The 15367-nt window shown below is 67.3% G+C and carries 15 protein-coding genes and 2 pseudogenes; 10 read left to right on the plus strand and 7 right to left on the minus strand.

The window, feature by feature from the left end; translation table 11 throughout:
- Positions 1–125: 125 nt before the first annotated feature.
- From AC069K_RS27425 to AC069K_RS27435, 3 genes are all read right to left on the minus strand, one after another.
- Positions 126–575, minus strand: coding sequence for a hypothetical protein (locus tag AC069K_RS27425; RefSeq protein WP_478620795.1), 450 nt, complete (start codon positions 573–575; stop codon positions 126–128).
- Between the two features lie 45 nt (positions 576–620).
- Positions 621–1016 carry a DUF5958 family protein gene (locus AC069K_RS27430; protein WP_478620797.1) on the minus strand — a complete coding sequence of 132 codons (396 nt, stop codon included), beginning with the start codon at positions 1014–1016 and terminating at the stop codon, positions 621–623.
- A gap of 121 nt (positions 1017–1137) precedes the next feature.
- Complete coding sequence (locus AC069K_RS27435; protein WP_478620799.1) at positions 1138–1992, minus strand: hypothetical protein; 855 nt, start codon at positions 1990–1992, stop codon at positions 1138–1140.
- A gap of 86 nt (positions 1993–2078) precedes the next feature.
- On the opposite strand from AC069K_RS27435, the gene AC069K_RS27440 reads away from it, so the two are divergent.
- From AC069K_RS27440 to AC069K_RS27455, 4 genes are all read left to right on the plus strand, one after another.
- The gene (locus AC069K_RS27440; protein WP_365110295.1) at positions 2079–2528 is read left to right on the plus strand and encodes a DUF3592 domain-containing protein; all 450 of its coding nucleotides are present in this window, start codon (positions 2079–2081) and stop codon (positions 2526–2528) included.
- Positions 2529–3043: 515 nt separating this feature from the next.
- Positions 3044–3154, plus strand: a complete 111-nt coding sequence (locus AC069K_RS27445; RefSeq protein ID WP_478620801.1) for a DUF6207 family protein — start codon at positions 3044–3046, stop codon at positions 3152–3154.
- A 188-nt stretch (positions 3155–3342) separates the two neighbouring features.
- Positions 3343–3816 carry a hypothetical protein gene (locus tag AC069K_RS27450; protein WP_478620803.1) on the plus strand — a complete coding sequence of 158 codons (474 nt, stop codon included), beginning with the start codon at positions 3343–3345 and terminating at the stop codon, positions 3814–3816.
- 646 nt (positions 3817–4462) lie between these two features.
- Positions 4463–4936: a hypothetical protein gene (locus AC069K_RS27455; protein ID WP_478620804.1), complete on the plus strand. Its 474-nt coding sequence runs from the start codon at positions 4463–4465 to the stop codon at positions 4934–4936.
- Between the two features lie 36 nt (positions 4937–4972).
- On the opposite strand, the gene AC069K_RS27460 is transcribed toward AC069K_RS27455, so the two are convergent.
- The 3 genes and pseudogenes from AC069K_RS27460 to AC069K_RS27470 all read right to left on the minus strand — a co-directional run.
- A complete protein-coding gene (locus AC069K_RS27460) occupies positions 4973–5521 on the minus strand; it encodes a hypothetical protein (protein WP_478620806.1) in 549 nt (182 codons plus the stop codon).
- Between the two features lie 666 nt (positions 5522–6187).
- The gene (locus AC069K_RS27465; protein ID WP_478620808.1) at positions 6188–6745 is read right to left on the minus strand and encodes an SUKH-3 domain-containing protein; all 558 of its coding nucleotides are present in this window, start codon (positions 6743–6745) and stop codon (positions 6188–6190) included.
- 136 nt (positions 6746–6881) lie between these two features.
- Positions 6882–7049 (minus strand): annotated as a pseudogene (locus AC069K_RS27470) (transposase); the annotation flags it as partial.
- A gap of 20 nt (positions 7050–7069) precedes the next feature.
- Here AC069K_RS27470 and AC069K_RS27475 point away from each other — a divergent pair.
- Positions 7070–7462 carry a DUF5959 family protein gene (locus AC069K_RS27475; protein WP_478620810.1) on the plus strand — a complete coding sequence of 131 codons (393 nt, stop codon included), beginning with the start codon at positions 7070–7072 and terminating at the stop codon, positions 7460–7462.
- 50 nt (positions 7463–7512) lie between these two features.
- Here the strand turns inward: AC069K_RS27475 and AC069K_RS27480 are convergent.
- A pseudogene (locus AC069K_RS27480) lies at positions 7513–7819 on the minus strand (transposase); the annotation flags it as partial.
- A 281-nt stretch (positions 7820–8100) separates the two neighbouring features.
- On the opposite strand from AC069K_RS27480, the gene AC069K_RS27485 reads away from it, so the two are divergent.
- The 5 genes from AC069K_RS27485 to AC069K_RS27505 all read left to right on the plus strand — a co-directional run bounded on the left by AC069K_RS27485 (position 8101) and on the right by AC069K_RS27505 (position 15284).
- Positions 8101–10299 carry an MMPL family transporter gene (locus AC069K_RS27485; RefSeq protein ID WP_478620812.1) on the plus strand — a complete coding sequence of 733 codons (2199 nt, stop codon included), beginning with the start codon at positions 8101–8103 and terminating at the stop codon, positions 10297–10299.
- Positions 10300–10396: 97 nt separating this feature from the next.
- Positions 10397–11575, plus strand: coding sequence for a sensor histidine kinase (locus tag AC069K_RS27490; protein ID WP_478621102.1), 1179 nt, complete (start codon positions 10397–10399; stop codon positions 11573–11575).
- Positions 11576–11588: 13 nt separating this feature from the next.
- Positions 11589–12266, plus strand: coding sequence for a response regulator transcription factor (locus AC069K_RS27495; protein ID WP_478620814.1), 678 nt, complete (start codon positions 11589–11591; stop codon positions 12264–12266).
- Between the two features lie 1057 nt (positions 12267–13323).
- The gene (locus tag AC069K_RS27500; RefSeq protein WP_478620816.1) at positions 13324–13731 is read left to right on the plus strand and encodes a hypothetical protein; all 408 of its coding nucleotides are present in this window, start codon (positions 13324–13326) and stop codon (positions 13729–13731) included.
- Positions 13732–14546: 815 nt separating this feature from the next.
- Positions 14547–15284 carry a class I SAM-dependent methyltransferase gene (locus AC069K_RS27505; protein WP_478620818.1) on the plus strand — a complete coding sequence of 246 codons (738 nt, stop codon included), beginning with the start codon at positions 14547–14549 and terminating at the stop codon, positions 15282–15284.
- The last annotated feature ends 83 nt before the right edge of the window (positions 15285–15367 follow it).

Here is a 15367-nt window from a genome sequence, read left to right on the forward strand (position 1 = left end):
GCTCCCCCGTTGCGTACGGATGAACGTCCCGGGAACACGAACGCCTCTACCCGACCCCTGATCAACGGAACTACGGCCTTTCGGCCTGAACAGGGGATATGGGATCTCTGCCCCGTACCTGCTCGTCAGACGCACATCCAGCAGTAGAGACGGTGTCCTCGTGCCACCGCCCGGCAGGCCAAGTCGGCCAGCTGTGTGAGGAATTCGGTCAGCCTCTCCGGATCCGGGGGCGTCCAGAACACGTCCGAGGTGGCCCACTCGCGGGCAACCTCTCGCAACAAGGACTGATCAGCATCGGCGAGTGCATCACGCAGGGAATCGGTCAGCGTCAGGCACAGAAGCTCCCCCTCGTCGATGCTGGCGAGCAGATAGCCATGCCGCGGGTCGCCCTGGACCGTCTCGGCCGACCGGCCGGTGAGGACCGCTTCCGCCGACAGCAGGTCCGTGGTGGGATCCATCCCGTTGACGTCGAACCCGTCATAACCCGTTGCAGTGGGTTCGCCGTCGTCGCGGACGACAGCCCGCACCGCGTCGTCATCGTCGGCAGCAGAAAAGTGTCCACAGATAATTCCCATGCCGTGATCTCAACTGGGAACTTTTCAGAGGTTGCGGTGCCGGCTTCAGGCGGCGGACAGTCTGTGCCACCAGTGAGTGCAGCCGCCGGAGCAGAAGCGTTCGCGGCGTCGTGCGTCGGCGATCGCGAGTACCGCAATCAGCAGCCGGAAGGCTTTGCGGCGTTCGTCGAGAGGGGCGAGAGCGGCGATCTTTCCCAGTTGCTCGTCGATCTGGCCGCGTGAGATCAGCACCGCGGGCGTATGCGTCGGGCGCAGCCCGGCACGCCGGATGGCCTCCTGCGCGTCCTCGGTGACAGCGCGCGCCTGGACGCAGTGATGGCGTAGGAACAGCAGCACCGCGGTTTGCTCCTCCTGGCCGAGGCCGTCGAACCATTCGATGCCCTCTGACATCGGGCGCAGCCCCTGCGCGAGCTCGTTGAGCAGGACGTCGCGTTCGTTCATGACCGTCTTCCGTGGGTCCGGGCAGCGGGTGACGGGAGGGGCAGATCGAGGTGGGAGCTCTCCGACGGACAGTGCTCGAACAGTGCCTGGGTCTCGGGTGCAAGACCTCGCAGGACGGGGGTCAGCCTGTGAAGGCGGGGAGCGCGAGCTGGTACGTCCCGTAGTTCATCAGCCCCGCGACGGCGGCGGCAACCACGGAAACGACGAGCATGAGCACCCTGTCACCCGTGGAAGGGCAGACGACGGCGTACGCGGGGTTTTCCGGCTTGTAGGCAATCCGGACAGGCTTCCCCTTGTTGTGGCCGAGGATGTAGCGGGTCACGCCGTCGGTGGCCGAGAACGCGTGGGCGGTGTTGCCGTCGTCCTCCCGGAACACCTGCCGCCCCTCCACAGTGATGCCGTAGCGGGACAGGTACCAGTCCCGCCACACCATCGCCAACAGCATGACAACCAGGTAGGAACAGGCCACGCCCGTCGCCCCGAGCAGCAGCGTCGCGATGGCCCGGCTCCAGTCCCCGTCCAGCACACCGACGACGACGGCCAGCGCTGCGATGGCCACACAGCCGGCGTACATCAGCCGGATGCCGTGCGAGGGCAACCCTACTTGGACCAGGTTCTCGTCCGCTTCGTCTTCGCCCTCGTCGCCGATGACCAGGCTTCGTATCACGACGAGCGTGGAGCCGTCGGCCCTCTCCTCGTCCGCAGTCCGTTCCGGCAGAGCGGCGTTCACCGCGTCAGCGAAGACGCCCGCGGCGGCCGCACTGACGTCGCTGACGCGGTACACAGTCGGATCGACTCCAGCCGGAGCGGTGAGCTCCAGGTGGATGCCGCGCCGTTCAGCGTGGACCCGGGCGATCGCGGCGAACGGTATACGCAGCTCGGCGTCCGGACGCCGCAGCAGCAGTTCCTCACCGGTGGAGCGGAGTTCGATGCCCCTGTCCCCACGGAGGACGGGAACGGGCGAAGAGATCGACATGCGCTTGATCGTAGGTGGCGAAGTCCTTGCCGGTGAAGAGGCTGCGGGGCTTTCGGATGGAACCTGTGGTGCCGTACCGTCCGTCTGTGAACCTGGTGATGACCGTACTCCTCCTTGCCGTCCTCGCATCCGCGGCCTTGTGCGTGTTCGGCCTGCTGCTGGTCCAAGGCGAAGGCGAGGAGCTCAAGAAGATGACGGAGCTGTACGAATCCGGCGTCGAGGTGCGAGCGGAGCTGGTGAGCCTCGTGCCGTTCGGCACCAACGGCTACGCGAGCGCTGTCTACGAGTGGCAGTCCACGGAAGGCTCCGGCCGACACCAAACGGGTGTGAACGCGGGCCACGCCCACGTCGTCGGACACAGCTATCCCCTCGTCTTCAACCCCCACAACACCAGGCGGGTCCACCTGGGGACGAAGGTCGCGGTCCGCAGGGAGCGCAAGCGCCGCCAGGACTCCGTACGCAACGCCCGGCGAATGGCGCTCTGGGCCCTCGCGGGCGGCGCCTTGGCGGCGGTGGGGCTGATCATCAGCCCCTGACGGCCGTCGAGGCTCGCACGCGCACAGCTGGTGACGCCTACGAGCGGGCTACTGACCGGTCCGATCTTGGGGGACGACACCGCCGAAGCAGGATATGTGCGCCAGGTCCGTGGCGAGGCCAACCCGATCGCAGGCACTGCGCGACAGCGGTGGCGAGGTGATCCGTCTGTACGTCGCGGCCTGCGCCCAGCGCACAGCGCCACCTTTGCATCGGACGCGTGCACATCGCGGCGACTTGGCTATGAGGTATCGGCCGCGCCTGCCTCTTCGCAGCCACAGCACCGTGAGCCCTTGCTCTGGGTAGGCAGCCGTGACGCTCGGGACTGTCACGGCTCCCTCCCCAGGGAGCAGAGCGGGCCAGCCTGGCAGCGGACGCGGCTGCCCCTTCCATTGCCTACGGCCCCGGCCCAGTCCGCGCGACTGGGCCAGGCACGTCAGCGCGATGTGTTCCCCCGCACGGATGTCTCTGTCCCGGCCAGACAACCCCGCAGCCGGACGGAGCCGTCCTTGGGAGCATGCCGATCGATGAGGTGCACATCTCCGGGCCAGGCCTGCTCGTCGTGGATGTCACAGGCGCCGACGAGGAAACCGTCCCAGCCATGATGGAACAGCGTCAACAGCAGTAGGCGACCTCCGGCACCACCCACACATCACACGTCCCTGGCGAGTCCGGCGTCCGCGCCCCGGTCTACGCCGACACCAGACGGCAGCCCAACATCGACTCCGCCGCGTCTGGACCGCCAAGTGCGAGTCAGCCCTGGAGGGCAGGATTAATGCTGTAGTCGAGCAGCAGAAGGCTGCATACATTCAACCGGTGACCTACGACATCATGCTCGTGCGGGTGCGGCCGGGACTGACGCTGCAGGAAACGCTGGACCGCCTCAACGCCGACTTCGATCCGAATGGCGACCTGCCGCCGCTCCGACTTACTCAGGCGCAACGGAACGAGTGGGACCGAATCCTGAGACGAGTCTCGCGGGACGTTGATCCCCTCACGTCTGAGGAGTATCTGCACAGCCTCACCCTGGAAACCGTTGGTCCGCCAGGACGCGTACAGCTCGACTACCGCGGTGACACAGCCACCATCGAAGTTGGTTACCGCCACTCGGGTCCGATGGCGTTGGAAGTGATGGAGCTGGCGTATCACATCGCTCACATCGTCGAGGACGAAAGCGGCTTGACCGGCCACGACTTCGAGGTGGACCAGCCCACCCGAACAGGTGACCCCGTCAAAGCCGCCGCCCGGCTCAGCGGCGTCACTGAGTGGGCACAACATCACTTGAGCTAGCGGATCACCCGGCGGACCAGAGAACGATGCCTGGCGGTGGCAACCAGGCACCACACCCGGATCTCGTGCAGCGAGCCAGGAGTAACGAAGAGATGTGAACCGCCTTGCCCACCAGCACCGCGGTCGCGGACCCGCCGGCACCTCATGCGGACCTGTTCGCCGCCAGTGCTACGACCAGCTGCTCACGAAGCCGCACTGAAGGTCCATCCAGCGGCGCGACTGCCTCAAGAGCTGTGCCGGGGCCCGGCGTTCAGTCACGACCATGGTCCGCGCGGGTGCGCACAACACGTCCACCGGGCCCCGGCCAGCCAGCCTCACACGGCCGAAGAACGAGCCCCTGGCCCCGGGCCCCGGGGGGCGTGAAGCCTGTACCCGCTGTGCTCACCCTCTCGCCACCAGCGCGCAGTCCCCCAACATCCGCGTGCTGTCCTCGACCTCACCGCAACACATTCCCGACCGGTGTGTTGCCGGTGAGCGCGTGCAATGTCGTTCCCGACTAGGACCGTCTGGGCGATCTCCGTGATGCGGTCGGCCGCCAGGGCGCCTGTATCCCGGACGTCGAGCAGAACTCGTAGCCAAGCCGCGGCGTTGTCAGTCCCCGCCGCTATCGTTCGCGCGTTCACGATCTTCAGGGAGGGATGGCTCAATGGGTGCCAGCGGATGGGACTACGTCACCAGGTACGACAGCGATGTCCAGGCGGCCCTGGCGACATTGCAGGCCAGGGTGTTCCAGGAGGAGTACGGCCACAATGCGCGATACCGCAGCCTGGAAGAACTCTACGAGGACGAGGAATTCGTGGGAGCCGAGGGTACCCATACGATCCTCGACATCGGCAGGGTCGTTGCCACGGATGCCCCGCCGACGCACTCCGGTATCGCTGACTACGGCACCCTGCGCCCTCTGGCCCTCAACCGCGTGATGCACCACTTCGGCACAGACCGCCCATCGGTCGAGCAATACGAGCAGCTCATCTCTGCTGCCAACGAGGCTGCAAGCCATCAGGAACATGAGCAAAGCCTGCTCGGCGAGTGTCAAATGCGGTGGACCGGCTACTACGTCGTCCTCCACACCGACGACAGGCCGACGCACCTGGGAATCTTCGGAAGCTCAGGAGACTAGGACCGACTCGGCGGGACTGCGACCAACCCTGGCAGATCAGCGGTCGAGGTCGCGGAGGTCGTCAGCGCACATGCCGGTCCGGCAGCACACGGGCAACCAGTCGGCCGCAGCCTCCCGAACGCGTCGCACGCGAGCCCTGTCGGGTTCCACCACCGAGAGGATCTCGAAGGCAATGCCAGCCTGGAGGGACCGATTCGACATCACCTCTCCGTAGAGCAGCCAGAGACCTTGCACAGCAAGGCCCCGGCACAGTTCCGGAAGATCGAGTCCTCGTCGAGCGGACTCCCAATCCGTGCCCTCGCCTGACACCATGCGCTGCAGGAGGTCGAGGAACCACTCACGAGCCGATGGTGCACTGTTGTCTGCGAGAGCCGCCAGAGCCACGGATGTCACAGCTGGAGCCGGTTCCCAAAGGATCACCGGAGACCAGACATGCTCCTCAAAGCTGACATGGGCGGGTCTCTGCAGGGGACCCCTACCCGCGAGCTGCAGCAAATCCCCGGCCAGGTGCTCTGCCGAGTCCCCGCACCCGCACAACATGCTCTCCCAGTCGTGCCTGGCTATCTCCATCTCGATCAGTCGCACAGCTCCCACACCCTAGACGGCGCCCGTGAAGCCCAACGACACGTCCCGTGCTGCCAAAACTCGCGAAAATCTCGCACTTGGAACGACAACTGCTGTTCAAACCCACTGTCCGCTGTCACTGAACTACGCCGAGCGCCGTTCCCTGCCAACCAATCTTGTCGTTGCTCAGCGACCGCAACCGGATCCCCTGCTGGACGGCGACCTTGTCCCTCAATCCAGCCGATGCAGCGGCTCACTTAGGCCGGATTCGATGTCCGCAGACGCTCACCGACAAACACTTTCCCGGGAAGTGAACGTAGCCACGGCTCTCCGGCGCACTTGGTGAAGCGGACGATACGGGGTGGTGGCGAGGGCTGCGGTGAACAGGAGGCCGCCAAGTAGGCCCTGGCGCTGATGGCACAGCGGCAGGTGTGGGCGGAGGGCACGCTGTCTTCGGCGTCGGCGGTGACGAGATCGGTGCCGCGGGCGGCGATCAGGCCGGGAAAGCGGCGCAGAGCGGCCGGGGGTGGCGCAGGTCTGTTGAAGGACGGGGGGACAGGTGCCCGGGCCGCAGAGGTGGACGGTCCAGCCGCGGTTGCCCAGTGCGCGGGCGACGTATTTGTTCGTGGGGGTCCCTGCGCAGTGTGTCCTGCTCGCCACGTGATCCCCTCGTCGTGCCTGATCGATCTACCGGTGTCCGTCGTCGATCGTGCGGGGCATCACTCCGAGGATCAGGTTCTCCAAGGCGTGTGGCATGGTCCCGAAGCTGGCGACCCAGGTCTCGACCAGATGGATCTCGCTGTTTTCGTCGATGCCGAGAAAGAACCGGCCATGATCGAGCTCACCGACAGGGAACAACTCTCTCCCCAGGTCGTCGCTCCACTCGGCGAAGCGATCCTCCTCTCCCCAGACCAGCGCCGGATCCAGTTCGAAGGCCTTCCCAGCCCGGCTGATTCCCGGGCCACCGTGGGCCACGGCCAGCCCTCCGAACTCCTGGAGGAACCTCTGCGCGGCATCGTGCATGACGATGCCGACCTCTTCGAACATGGACCGCCAGCCGGCCGTGTCAACGCGCCTGCCAGGCGCCCATCCCGAGGCCTGCAGCACCTCAAGCACCTCCGGCGACCATTCGCTCATCACAGACCTGCCCCCCGCCATGCCGAAAGAGAAAGCAATCAGGCGCTGAAGAGGTTCACCCAGCGGGTTGAGGAGCACCGCAACGAGCAGCGGCGCCGCCAGCAGCAACTGGACCAACCCTCCGACCAAGCCGCCCCCGCCAGCCAGCCGCCGGCACCTGACCCACTCAGCTCTGCGGCCTCCGGTCTCCTCTGCGCCCCGGTCAGCATGCCTGGTCAGGTTCCTTAGATGGTGTCCTACATGGTCAGTTTGAGGAAGCGCTGTAGCAGCAGATGGCTGCGGCGAGGCCGAGAAAGCCCACGTAGTTGGTGGGTTGGCGTTCGTATCGGTGGTTGCGTCGGCGGTAGCCGGTCAGCCATGGCATGGTTCGCTCGATCACCCACCTTCGGCGGCCGAGCGATCTCTCGGTACTTGCCGATGAAGGGGGCAGCTATGGGTGCCATCGCTCCGAGGGAGCTCGTCTCTCTCGCTGATGACGAGGGCAACAGCGTCACCATCAAAGTTCTGGGCCGGGATCCCGGCTGGAGCGCTGGGCTCGACGCTGAGATTATTGTCAGGACGCCGTTCGTGTCCGGCCGTATAGACCCGGTGCTGTCGACCTCGAAGCTCGAAAGTTGGGCCACCGCGTTGACCAGGCCCGACGCCGGCAAGGACGTCGTGTGGATGGAATGGGACAGAGGGCCGTCCATCTCTATCCAGCTCACCGGCGAGCGCGGCTGCCCGGAGGTGGTCGTAGAGGACGAGTCGGGGTCCATGGTCACCATTCGGGTGCCGCTCGTCCCACCGGACGACTGGATCGCTGCAGGCGACGTCTGCACCGGGTGATGAATCACTGGGTTCCGATGCTTTCAGCGTAGGCAGGCAAGTCGCAACCAGTGCAAATGGACGAACGCGCGCTCCGCGGCCCAACGTTGGGTACCGAGGCCGGAGCCATGCTCGATGCCCCGGCGTGACGCCATGCGGGCGAACACCGGCTTCACCCCGAGAGCCCAGACGAGGCGACGGTACTTGTCATGGTCGTATCCACGATCGCCGAGGACGATGTCAGGCCGACGCCGGGGACGTCCACGCTTGCCCCGCACTGGTGGACCGCTTTAAGTACGGGACGAGCTGAGTGACGTCGTTGCCGTTGCCGTCGGCCAGTTTGACGGCGAACGGGGTGCCGGTGGCGTCGGTGATCAGAACGACCAGGCAATCTGGATCATCGGGGTGGCCTTCGATTCGTCGCGGCGGCCGGTACGTCGGAAGCCCTCCCGCTTGCTCGTGCTCGCCACCGCGCCGGGGTCCGACTTGTGCGCATACAGGTACGTCTGATCGGGGCCGTCGCGGCCCTGTCTGCTGCGATCGCAGTAGACGAAAGAGTCTGCGTACGGCCAACGACGAGAGAGCGGAGAACTGCGAGTGTTCGAGGGCCGAGATCGTCGGCCCAAACGCACATGGCAGTCCCCTCGAAAGGCTCGTCGATGTCCCCTCTCGCCCGCTGGTGCCATCGGCACCGGCTCGCTGTCCTCCTGATCTGGGTGGGCACGTTGCTCACTCTCGGCGCCGGGGTCGGTGCGGCTGGTAGCGCCTTCGGCACCAGCCCGATCTCACAGGACACCGACTCGGCCAGGGCGACGGCACTGCTCCAGCAGGCCTCCAACAGTGCGGCCGGCAAGAGCGGCCGGGTAGTCTGGCAGGTGAACGGCGGGAAGGTAACCGAGGCTGCCGCCCAGCAGCCGATGACGCGGACTCTGAGGGAGATAGCTGAGGCACCGGGCGTCGCCGCGGTGACCAGCCCCTACACGCCGGACGGCAAGGGGCAGATCAGCAAGGACGGCCGAACGGCCTACGCCTCGGTCGCGTTCGACCGGGACGTGGAGGACGCCCAGGTCGACCATGTGAAGGAACTCGCCGCAGGCCCGGAGTCGGGGACTCTGCACATCGCCCTCAACGGCCAGGCGTTCACCGTCAACCCCAAGCCGAACGCAGCCGCCGACGCCATGGGCATCTTCCTCGCCTTCATCGTGCTGCTGTTCGTCTTCCGGGCGGTCTGGGTGGCGGCGTTGCCAATCGTCACGGCCATCGTCGGAGTGGGCACCTCCGCGGTCGCGGTGATGCTGCTCAGCCACGTCATCACGCTCTCCGACACCACGCTGACTCTGGGTTCGCTGATCGGCCTGGGCGTGGGCATCGACTACGCGCTGTTCATCGTCAACCGCCACCGCGCCAACCTCATGGCGGGCATGGGCGTCGCCGAGTCGGTCGCCAAGGCCCTTGACACCTCCGGCCGGGCAGTGGTGTTTGCCGGACTGACCGTCGTCGTCGCACTGCTCGGCATGCTCACCCTGAACATCGGCCTCATCAACGGCATGGCCATCGGCGCCGCGGTCACCGTCGTCCTGACCGTGCTGGCCGCCATCACTCTGCTGCCCGCCCTACTCGGCATGATCGGCCCGCGTGTCCTCAGCAAGAAGGAGCGCCACGGCATGGCCGGGCAGGCGAGCCGCCCGTCGTCCTGCGGGCATGCCGGGCTGTGGGTCCGCTGGGCCGGACGTGTCCAGGCCAGGCCGAAGACTCTGGGTGTCGTCGCGCTGGCTGTGCTGGCGGCGCTGGCGATGCCGACGCTGTCGCTGCGCCTGGGCGCGTCCGACGATGGCAACCTGCCCGTGACCTCGACGAACCGGCAGGCGTACGACATGATCGCGGACGGCTTCGGGCCCGGCTTCAACGGCCCCCTCGTCCTCGCCGTCCAGGCCCCCACCACCGCTGACACGGCCGCCGAAGCGAAGCTGGTCACCGCTCTCCAGCAGGTCGGCGGTGTCGCCCATGTCAACGCCGCGCCCATGAAGGGCGGACAGACCGTCGGTGTGATCCAGGTCGTCCCGACCACCTCCCCGCAGTCAAAGGCCACATCCGACCTCATTCACCACCTGCGTGACGACGTGATTCCCGAGGCAGTACGGGGCACGGCGATGAAGGTATACGTGGGTGGTGTCACCGCGAGCAACGACGACTTCGCGTCGGTGCTGATGAGCAAGCTTCCGATCTTCGTGCTCGTGATCGCCGCCCTCGGCTTCCTGCTGCTGACCATCGCCTTCCGCAGCCTGCTCATCCCTGCCGTCGGTGCCGTGCTGAACATCCTCAGCATCGGCGTCGCCTTCGGCGCGATCGTCGTGGTCTTTCAGTACGGCTTCGGCGCCGGGCTGCTCGGGCTCGGTGCCGCGGGACCGATCGAGTCGTTCGTACCGATCCTGGTGGTCGGCATCATGTTCGGTCTGTCCATGGACTACCAGGTCTTCTTGGTCAGCCGGATGCGCGAGGAATGGGCCCACACCGGTGACAGCAACCGGGCCGTGCGGGTCGGGCAGGCCGAGACCGGCAAGGTGATCGTGGTCGCCGCGACGATCATGGTGTGCGTCTTCGGTTCCTTCGTGTTCGGCGGCATGCGCGTCATCTCCGAGTTCGGCGTCAGCCTCGCCGTCGCCGTCGCCGTGGACGCCCTGCTGATCCGCATGGTCGTCGTGCCGGCGCTCATGCACCTGTGCGGACGGGCCAACTGGTGGCTGCCCCGCCGCCTGGACCGCGCGCTGCCCAGCGTGTCCGTGGAGGGCCCCGCCGAGAAGTTCGGGCACTCGCTGCATGCCATGCGGGAGCCGGAGACCGCCGGCCAGGCCCGCTGACCGTGAGCACGACGGACCGACATCGCACACCGGCCGGTGGAAGGAGATTGACCTTCCACCGGCCGGCGCTGCTTAGAGTGAGGGAATGGAACTGCCCATGGTGTGGCGACAGTGGCTGGCCCGTCATGACCGCATCACAGACGCTCTTCCCGCCGTGCCTCTGGTCGTGATTGCCGCGGCGGCGACCGCCGTCGGTCAGGACGGCTGGCACGAGCCTCGGTGGCATGAGGTCGCATGGACAGCACTGTCCTGCATGCCCTTGGCCTTCCGGAGCCGCTGGCCGATGATGGTCGCCCTGTTCACGGTGGCGGGCGACCTCACCCTGATGGCCGTCGCCTCGCACATCGCGCCGACCCCGGCGGCGAGCCTGATCGCCCTGTACACCCTCGCTCTCCTCGGCAGCCGGCGCACCGCGTGGACGGTCGGGACGGCCGCGGCCGTGGCGATCACAGGTGTATACGCCGCCACCCACGGAGAGTCCGTGGTGGCCGGGGCCAGTCTGCTGCGGTTGGACTTCGCGATCGGAGCCACCACACTGGGCCGCGCCGTCCGTAGCCGCCGTGAGAACCTCGCGGCGGCCAGTGCGCGTGCGGAGCGTGCCGAGCGCATGCAGGAAGTGGAGGCCCGGCGCCGGGTCACCGAGGAACGCGTGCGCATCGCGCGCGATCTTCACGACGTCGTCGCCCACCACATCACCCTCGTCAACGCCCAGGCCGGTGTGGCGCACCATCTCATGCGTGCCAACCCCGACCAGGCCTACGAGGCGCTCGCCCACATCAAGGACAACAGCCGCGCCGCGCTCGACGAACTGCGTGCCACCGTCGGCCTGTTGCGCCAGCCCGACGACGCGCCCGACTCGCGTGCCCCCATCCCGCGCCTGGCTGATCTCGATGGTCTCGTGGGCGGGTTCCGGGCGAGCGGGCTGCTCGTGTGCGTGTCCCGGACCGGGGATCCTTCGCCGCTGGCGCCAGCCACCGAGCTGACCGCCTACCGGATCATCCAGGAAGCCCTCACCAACACCCACAAGCACGCCTCGGCCACCCGGGCCGAGATCATCCTCGCGTACGGCGTGCACACGCTCGGCGTCACCGTGAAGGACGACGGGCGCCCCGGCGCGCGCAAGGGAGCGGGCACCGGTCACGGTCTGATCGGCATGCGTGAACGGGCCGTCGCCATCGGCGGTACCGTCACCGCCGGGCCCCGGCCGGAGGGCGGCTTCCAGGTCGTCGCCGAACTGCCCTTCTCGCTCGCCCCCACCCTGTCTGACGCCCCGTGAGGAAAGGCCATTCATGCCCATTCGCGTCCTTCTCGCCGACGACCAGGCCCTGCTCCGCGGCACCTTCCGGCTGCTCATCGACGCCCAGCCGGACATGGAGGTCGTCGCTGAGGCCTCCAACGGGCGCGAGGCGGCGCAACTGACCCGGACCGAGCGCGCCGATGTGGTGGTCATGGACATCCGGATGCCCGAAGTCGACGGTATCGCGGCGACCCGGCTGATCGCCCAGGACGAGGACCTGGCCGGAGTGAAGGTCCTCGTCCTGACCACCTTCGAGGAGGACGACCTGGTCATCGAGTCCCTGCGGGCCGGAGCGAGCGGCTTCCTGGGCAAGGGGGTGGAACCGGCGCAACTACTCGACGCCATCCGCCTGGTGGCCGCCGGCGAGGCGCTGCTCTCCCCTGCGGCCACCAAAGGCCTCATCTCCCGCGTCCTCGCCCAGCCCTCCCCCGGCGACCTCGTCGACACCACACGACTTGCCACTTTGACTCCCCGGGAACGAGAGGTGCTCACCCTGGTGGGCTCCGGCCTGGCAAACGACGAGATCGCCGCACGCCTCTTCGTCACCCCCATCACCGTCAAGACCCACGCCAACCGTGCCATGGCCAAACTCGGAGCCCGCGACCGCGCCCAGCTGGTTGTCATCGCCTACGAGACCGGCCTGGTGCGCGCGGGGGAACGACCAGGCTGAGGTCCGCCCGCCGTGGTCGGCGGGCAACCTGCCTACTGCCTCCACCGCGCGGCCCCCTTCTGCTGCGCGGCGGCGAGCGCAGCCTCCGCTTTGTTGCGGTCACCGGCGAGATTCCCGGCGGCGGCGACGCTCTGGCGACTGCGGGACTCCACCAACACGTCGTGCCCCCTCGCCCCGCGAAGGGCTTTGCGGCCGTACAAGCCTATTTCGATCACGGCGTGCGACCGGATGTCCCGCCAGGACACGTTCGACCAGGATCTGCGCTGCCGGCGCCGACGCGGCTCCTTACCTCTGGCGCTGTGAGGGGGCCTTCTGTCCCGCCGCGACGCCTCTGCGATCAACCGGACGTCCTGCGCCTCGCCCTGGGCGCATCCCGCTCAAGAAATGCACCCAGGAGCACATAACGGTCACCTCGTGAGACGGAAGCGCCGCCAGTCCTGCCGGGATGCGGGGGCGCGACACGCGGCCTGCGACTTCCGCAGACGACGGCTGCTGGCGCAACTGTCGCCCGGGACGCGGCAAGCAGCGTGCGGTTCGAAGCGCCTCCCCCGGCGAATCCTGGTCAGTGGGGGGTGGGCCCCTGGAAGGTGAGCTGGGCCGCGAGGTTCCGGTGGCTACAGCATGCAAATCTCACATCTGCCCTGCGTCCCCACACCACCCCACCATCGAACTGATCCAGTGAACATCCGGACAAGACCCGGCACCGCGAAGGGCGGCGGGCCCGGGGCGCGGGGCGCCTCCAGTGCGGAGGACGCGAGCAAAGGGACGTGAGCGAGAGTGCGGGGTACGGACGGTGCCCAGACGCTGCGGGCGACGCTGTACGCCTCGTGGCGGTCGCGCGGGTGGCTGGCGGCTTCCTCCCGCTCGGCGCCTTGGCGGTGGGGCCGATGCGGCGTGTTGGCGTGCCCGGATGGCATGACAGGTTCAGTCTGTCGGGATGGAATGGCGAATGCCTCAAGGGCCACCGCATGGCCCGAGGCAGCCGCCCGGCAGCACGGACAAGCAGCCCAGGGGCAGGCCGATCCGGCCGTGGCTGACACATACGGCCGCGGCCGCGGTGGGGCTGCTGATCGGAGCGCTGGCCGCTTCGGCAGGGCATCCGACCCCTGGCGAGGGTGCCTCCCCCACCGCGACGGCGGCACCTACACTCGCCCGAACAGCCGTACCGCCCTCACCGGCAACCACGACACCCTCCGAAAAAGCCAGCCCGGCCGAAGCCGAACAGATCCCCGGGGATGGCGTGTTCCTCATCGGGCGCGACATCAAGTCCGGCACCTACCACAGCGAAGGTCCTCAGGGCACCCCCCTTGCCTACTGTGCCTGGGCCCGGCTGAGCGGGACCAGCGGCGAAGGCAAGGACGTCATCAGCGGCGATGCATCCAAGGGAGCAGAGACGGTCACCATCGCAGCCACAGACAAAGCCTTCCGCACCAGCGGCTGCAAAACATGGAAGAAAACCAACTAACTCGTCTCCTCAAGCCAGGGGGTTTCGTTTGGATCACCGTGCGGACCAGAGGAAGATGCCCGCGATGTGGAGTCCGGCCAGGTAGATCGTGGCGGTCGGCACTGCCGGTGCGACAAGAACAGGGAGCCAGCCGCGTGCGGCCAGTTCCTCACTGATCCCCCCCCAGTCGGCGCCGCCATCGGCGCAGCCGGGACGCCCACCTGGACAAGTCCGTCGCACAGAAGGAAGTTTGGCCAGGTTCCCCTACGTCGGAGCGGGCATGCCTGGCGGCGCGCACGGCGGAACCGGGCGTCGCCTGCCGACGTCTGTATGCCGGATTCACCCCGTGTGCGTCAGAAATCAGCCGGGCAACCTTCTCCCAGGTGCCGTCGGCGGCCCACCCCGCGCCGCGACACCGACGTGCTGGGGAGCGGCGGGGTGCCCTACGGAAGCGCAGCTCCCGGAAGTGTCAGTGCCGACGACGATGACGGCCAAGGACTATCCACACGGCCGCGTCCGCCAGTTCGAGATCAGTGCGGCAGGCTGAGCCTAAAGGGAGGACACTGTGGGGATCTACCGGCAGACCGTCATGGACCTGGACGCCCCTGGTGGAGGACGCGGCTGAGCACAGACAGTGGGGCAGGGACTGGGTGGAGGAGGAAGGCTACATTCGCCCGGTGCCATGGAGGGCGATGTCATGCACTTGGCCGATCCGTACCTCCCTGCTCAACAACTGCACGATGTCTTCGAACCTGCCGGGCACCTCGTATCGAATCCGCCCCCCTCGTCGACGAAGTCGTCACCACGGCACGGCAGTAGCTGAAAGAAAGGGCCGCATGGAAGCCAGCCTGAAGAACATGCTCTACGACAACCCCGAGTTGTACGAGAAGATCTACGACGGATCCGGCCACGAGATCCCCCGCATGTGCGCAGCGCTGTTCGGCGGTACACCCAAGACGCTGCTGGACATCGGCTGCGGCACCGGCCGCGACCTGGGATACTTCGCAGGCCAGGGGACGTGCTGTACCGGTATCGACTTCCAGCCCAACATGATCGCCTACGCGCGCGACCGCCGGCCCGGCATCGACTTCCAGACCGGTGACATGCGGGTGTTCCGGCTCGGTACGACCTTCGACGTCATCACGTGCGTCGGCTGGGCCCTCGCAAATCTGCATACTCCCCAGGACATCGACCGTGCCATGGCGACGTTCGCCGCCCACGCCGCGCCAGGCACCATGCTCTTCCTGCACCTGCCCAACGCCATCGGCGACCTCGATGGGCACGGCATGCCAGCCCGCTTCGTGATCGATACACCTTCCTTCCAGGCCACGGCCAGTGCCACCTACCACCTCGACCGCCGCCGTCAACTCCTGTCCCGTGAGCGCATCTGGTCTATCCCCGGCCACCCTAACCAGCAGGACTTTGTGCGCCTCCGGCTCCTGTTTCCCATGGAATTGGAGTACTACCTCGCCAACCACGGCTTCCGTGTGACGGGCATGTACGACAACACCGCAGCCGAGGACAGCGCCCTGGACGGCTTCATGCTGTACGTGGCCGCGCGGTTCACCGGGTAGGTCAACACAGCTGCGACGCAGATGGCGCGACCAGCCGCTGCCGGTAAAGAGGCGGCTCGTGCAGCACGCTGGTCTCGAGCATG

It is taken from the genome of Streptomyces sp. NPDC043908 (assembly GCF_056435525.1).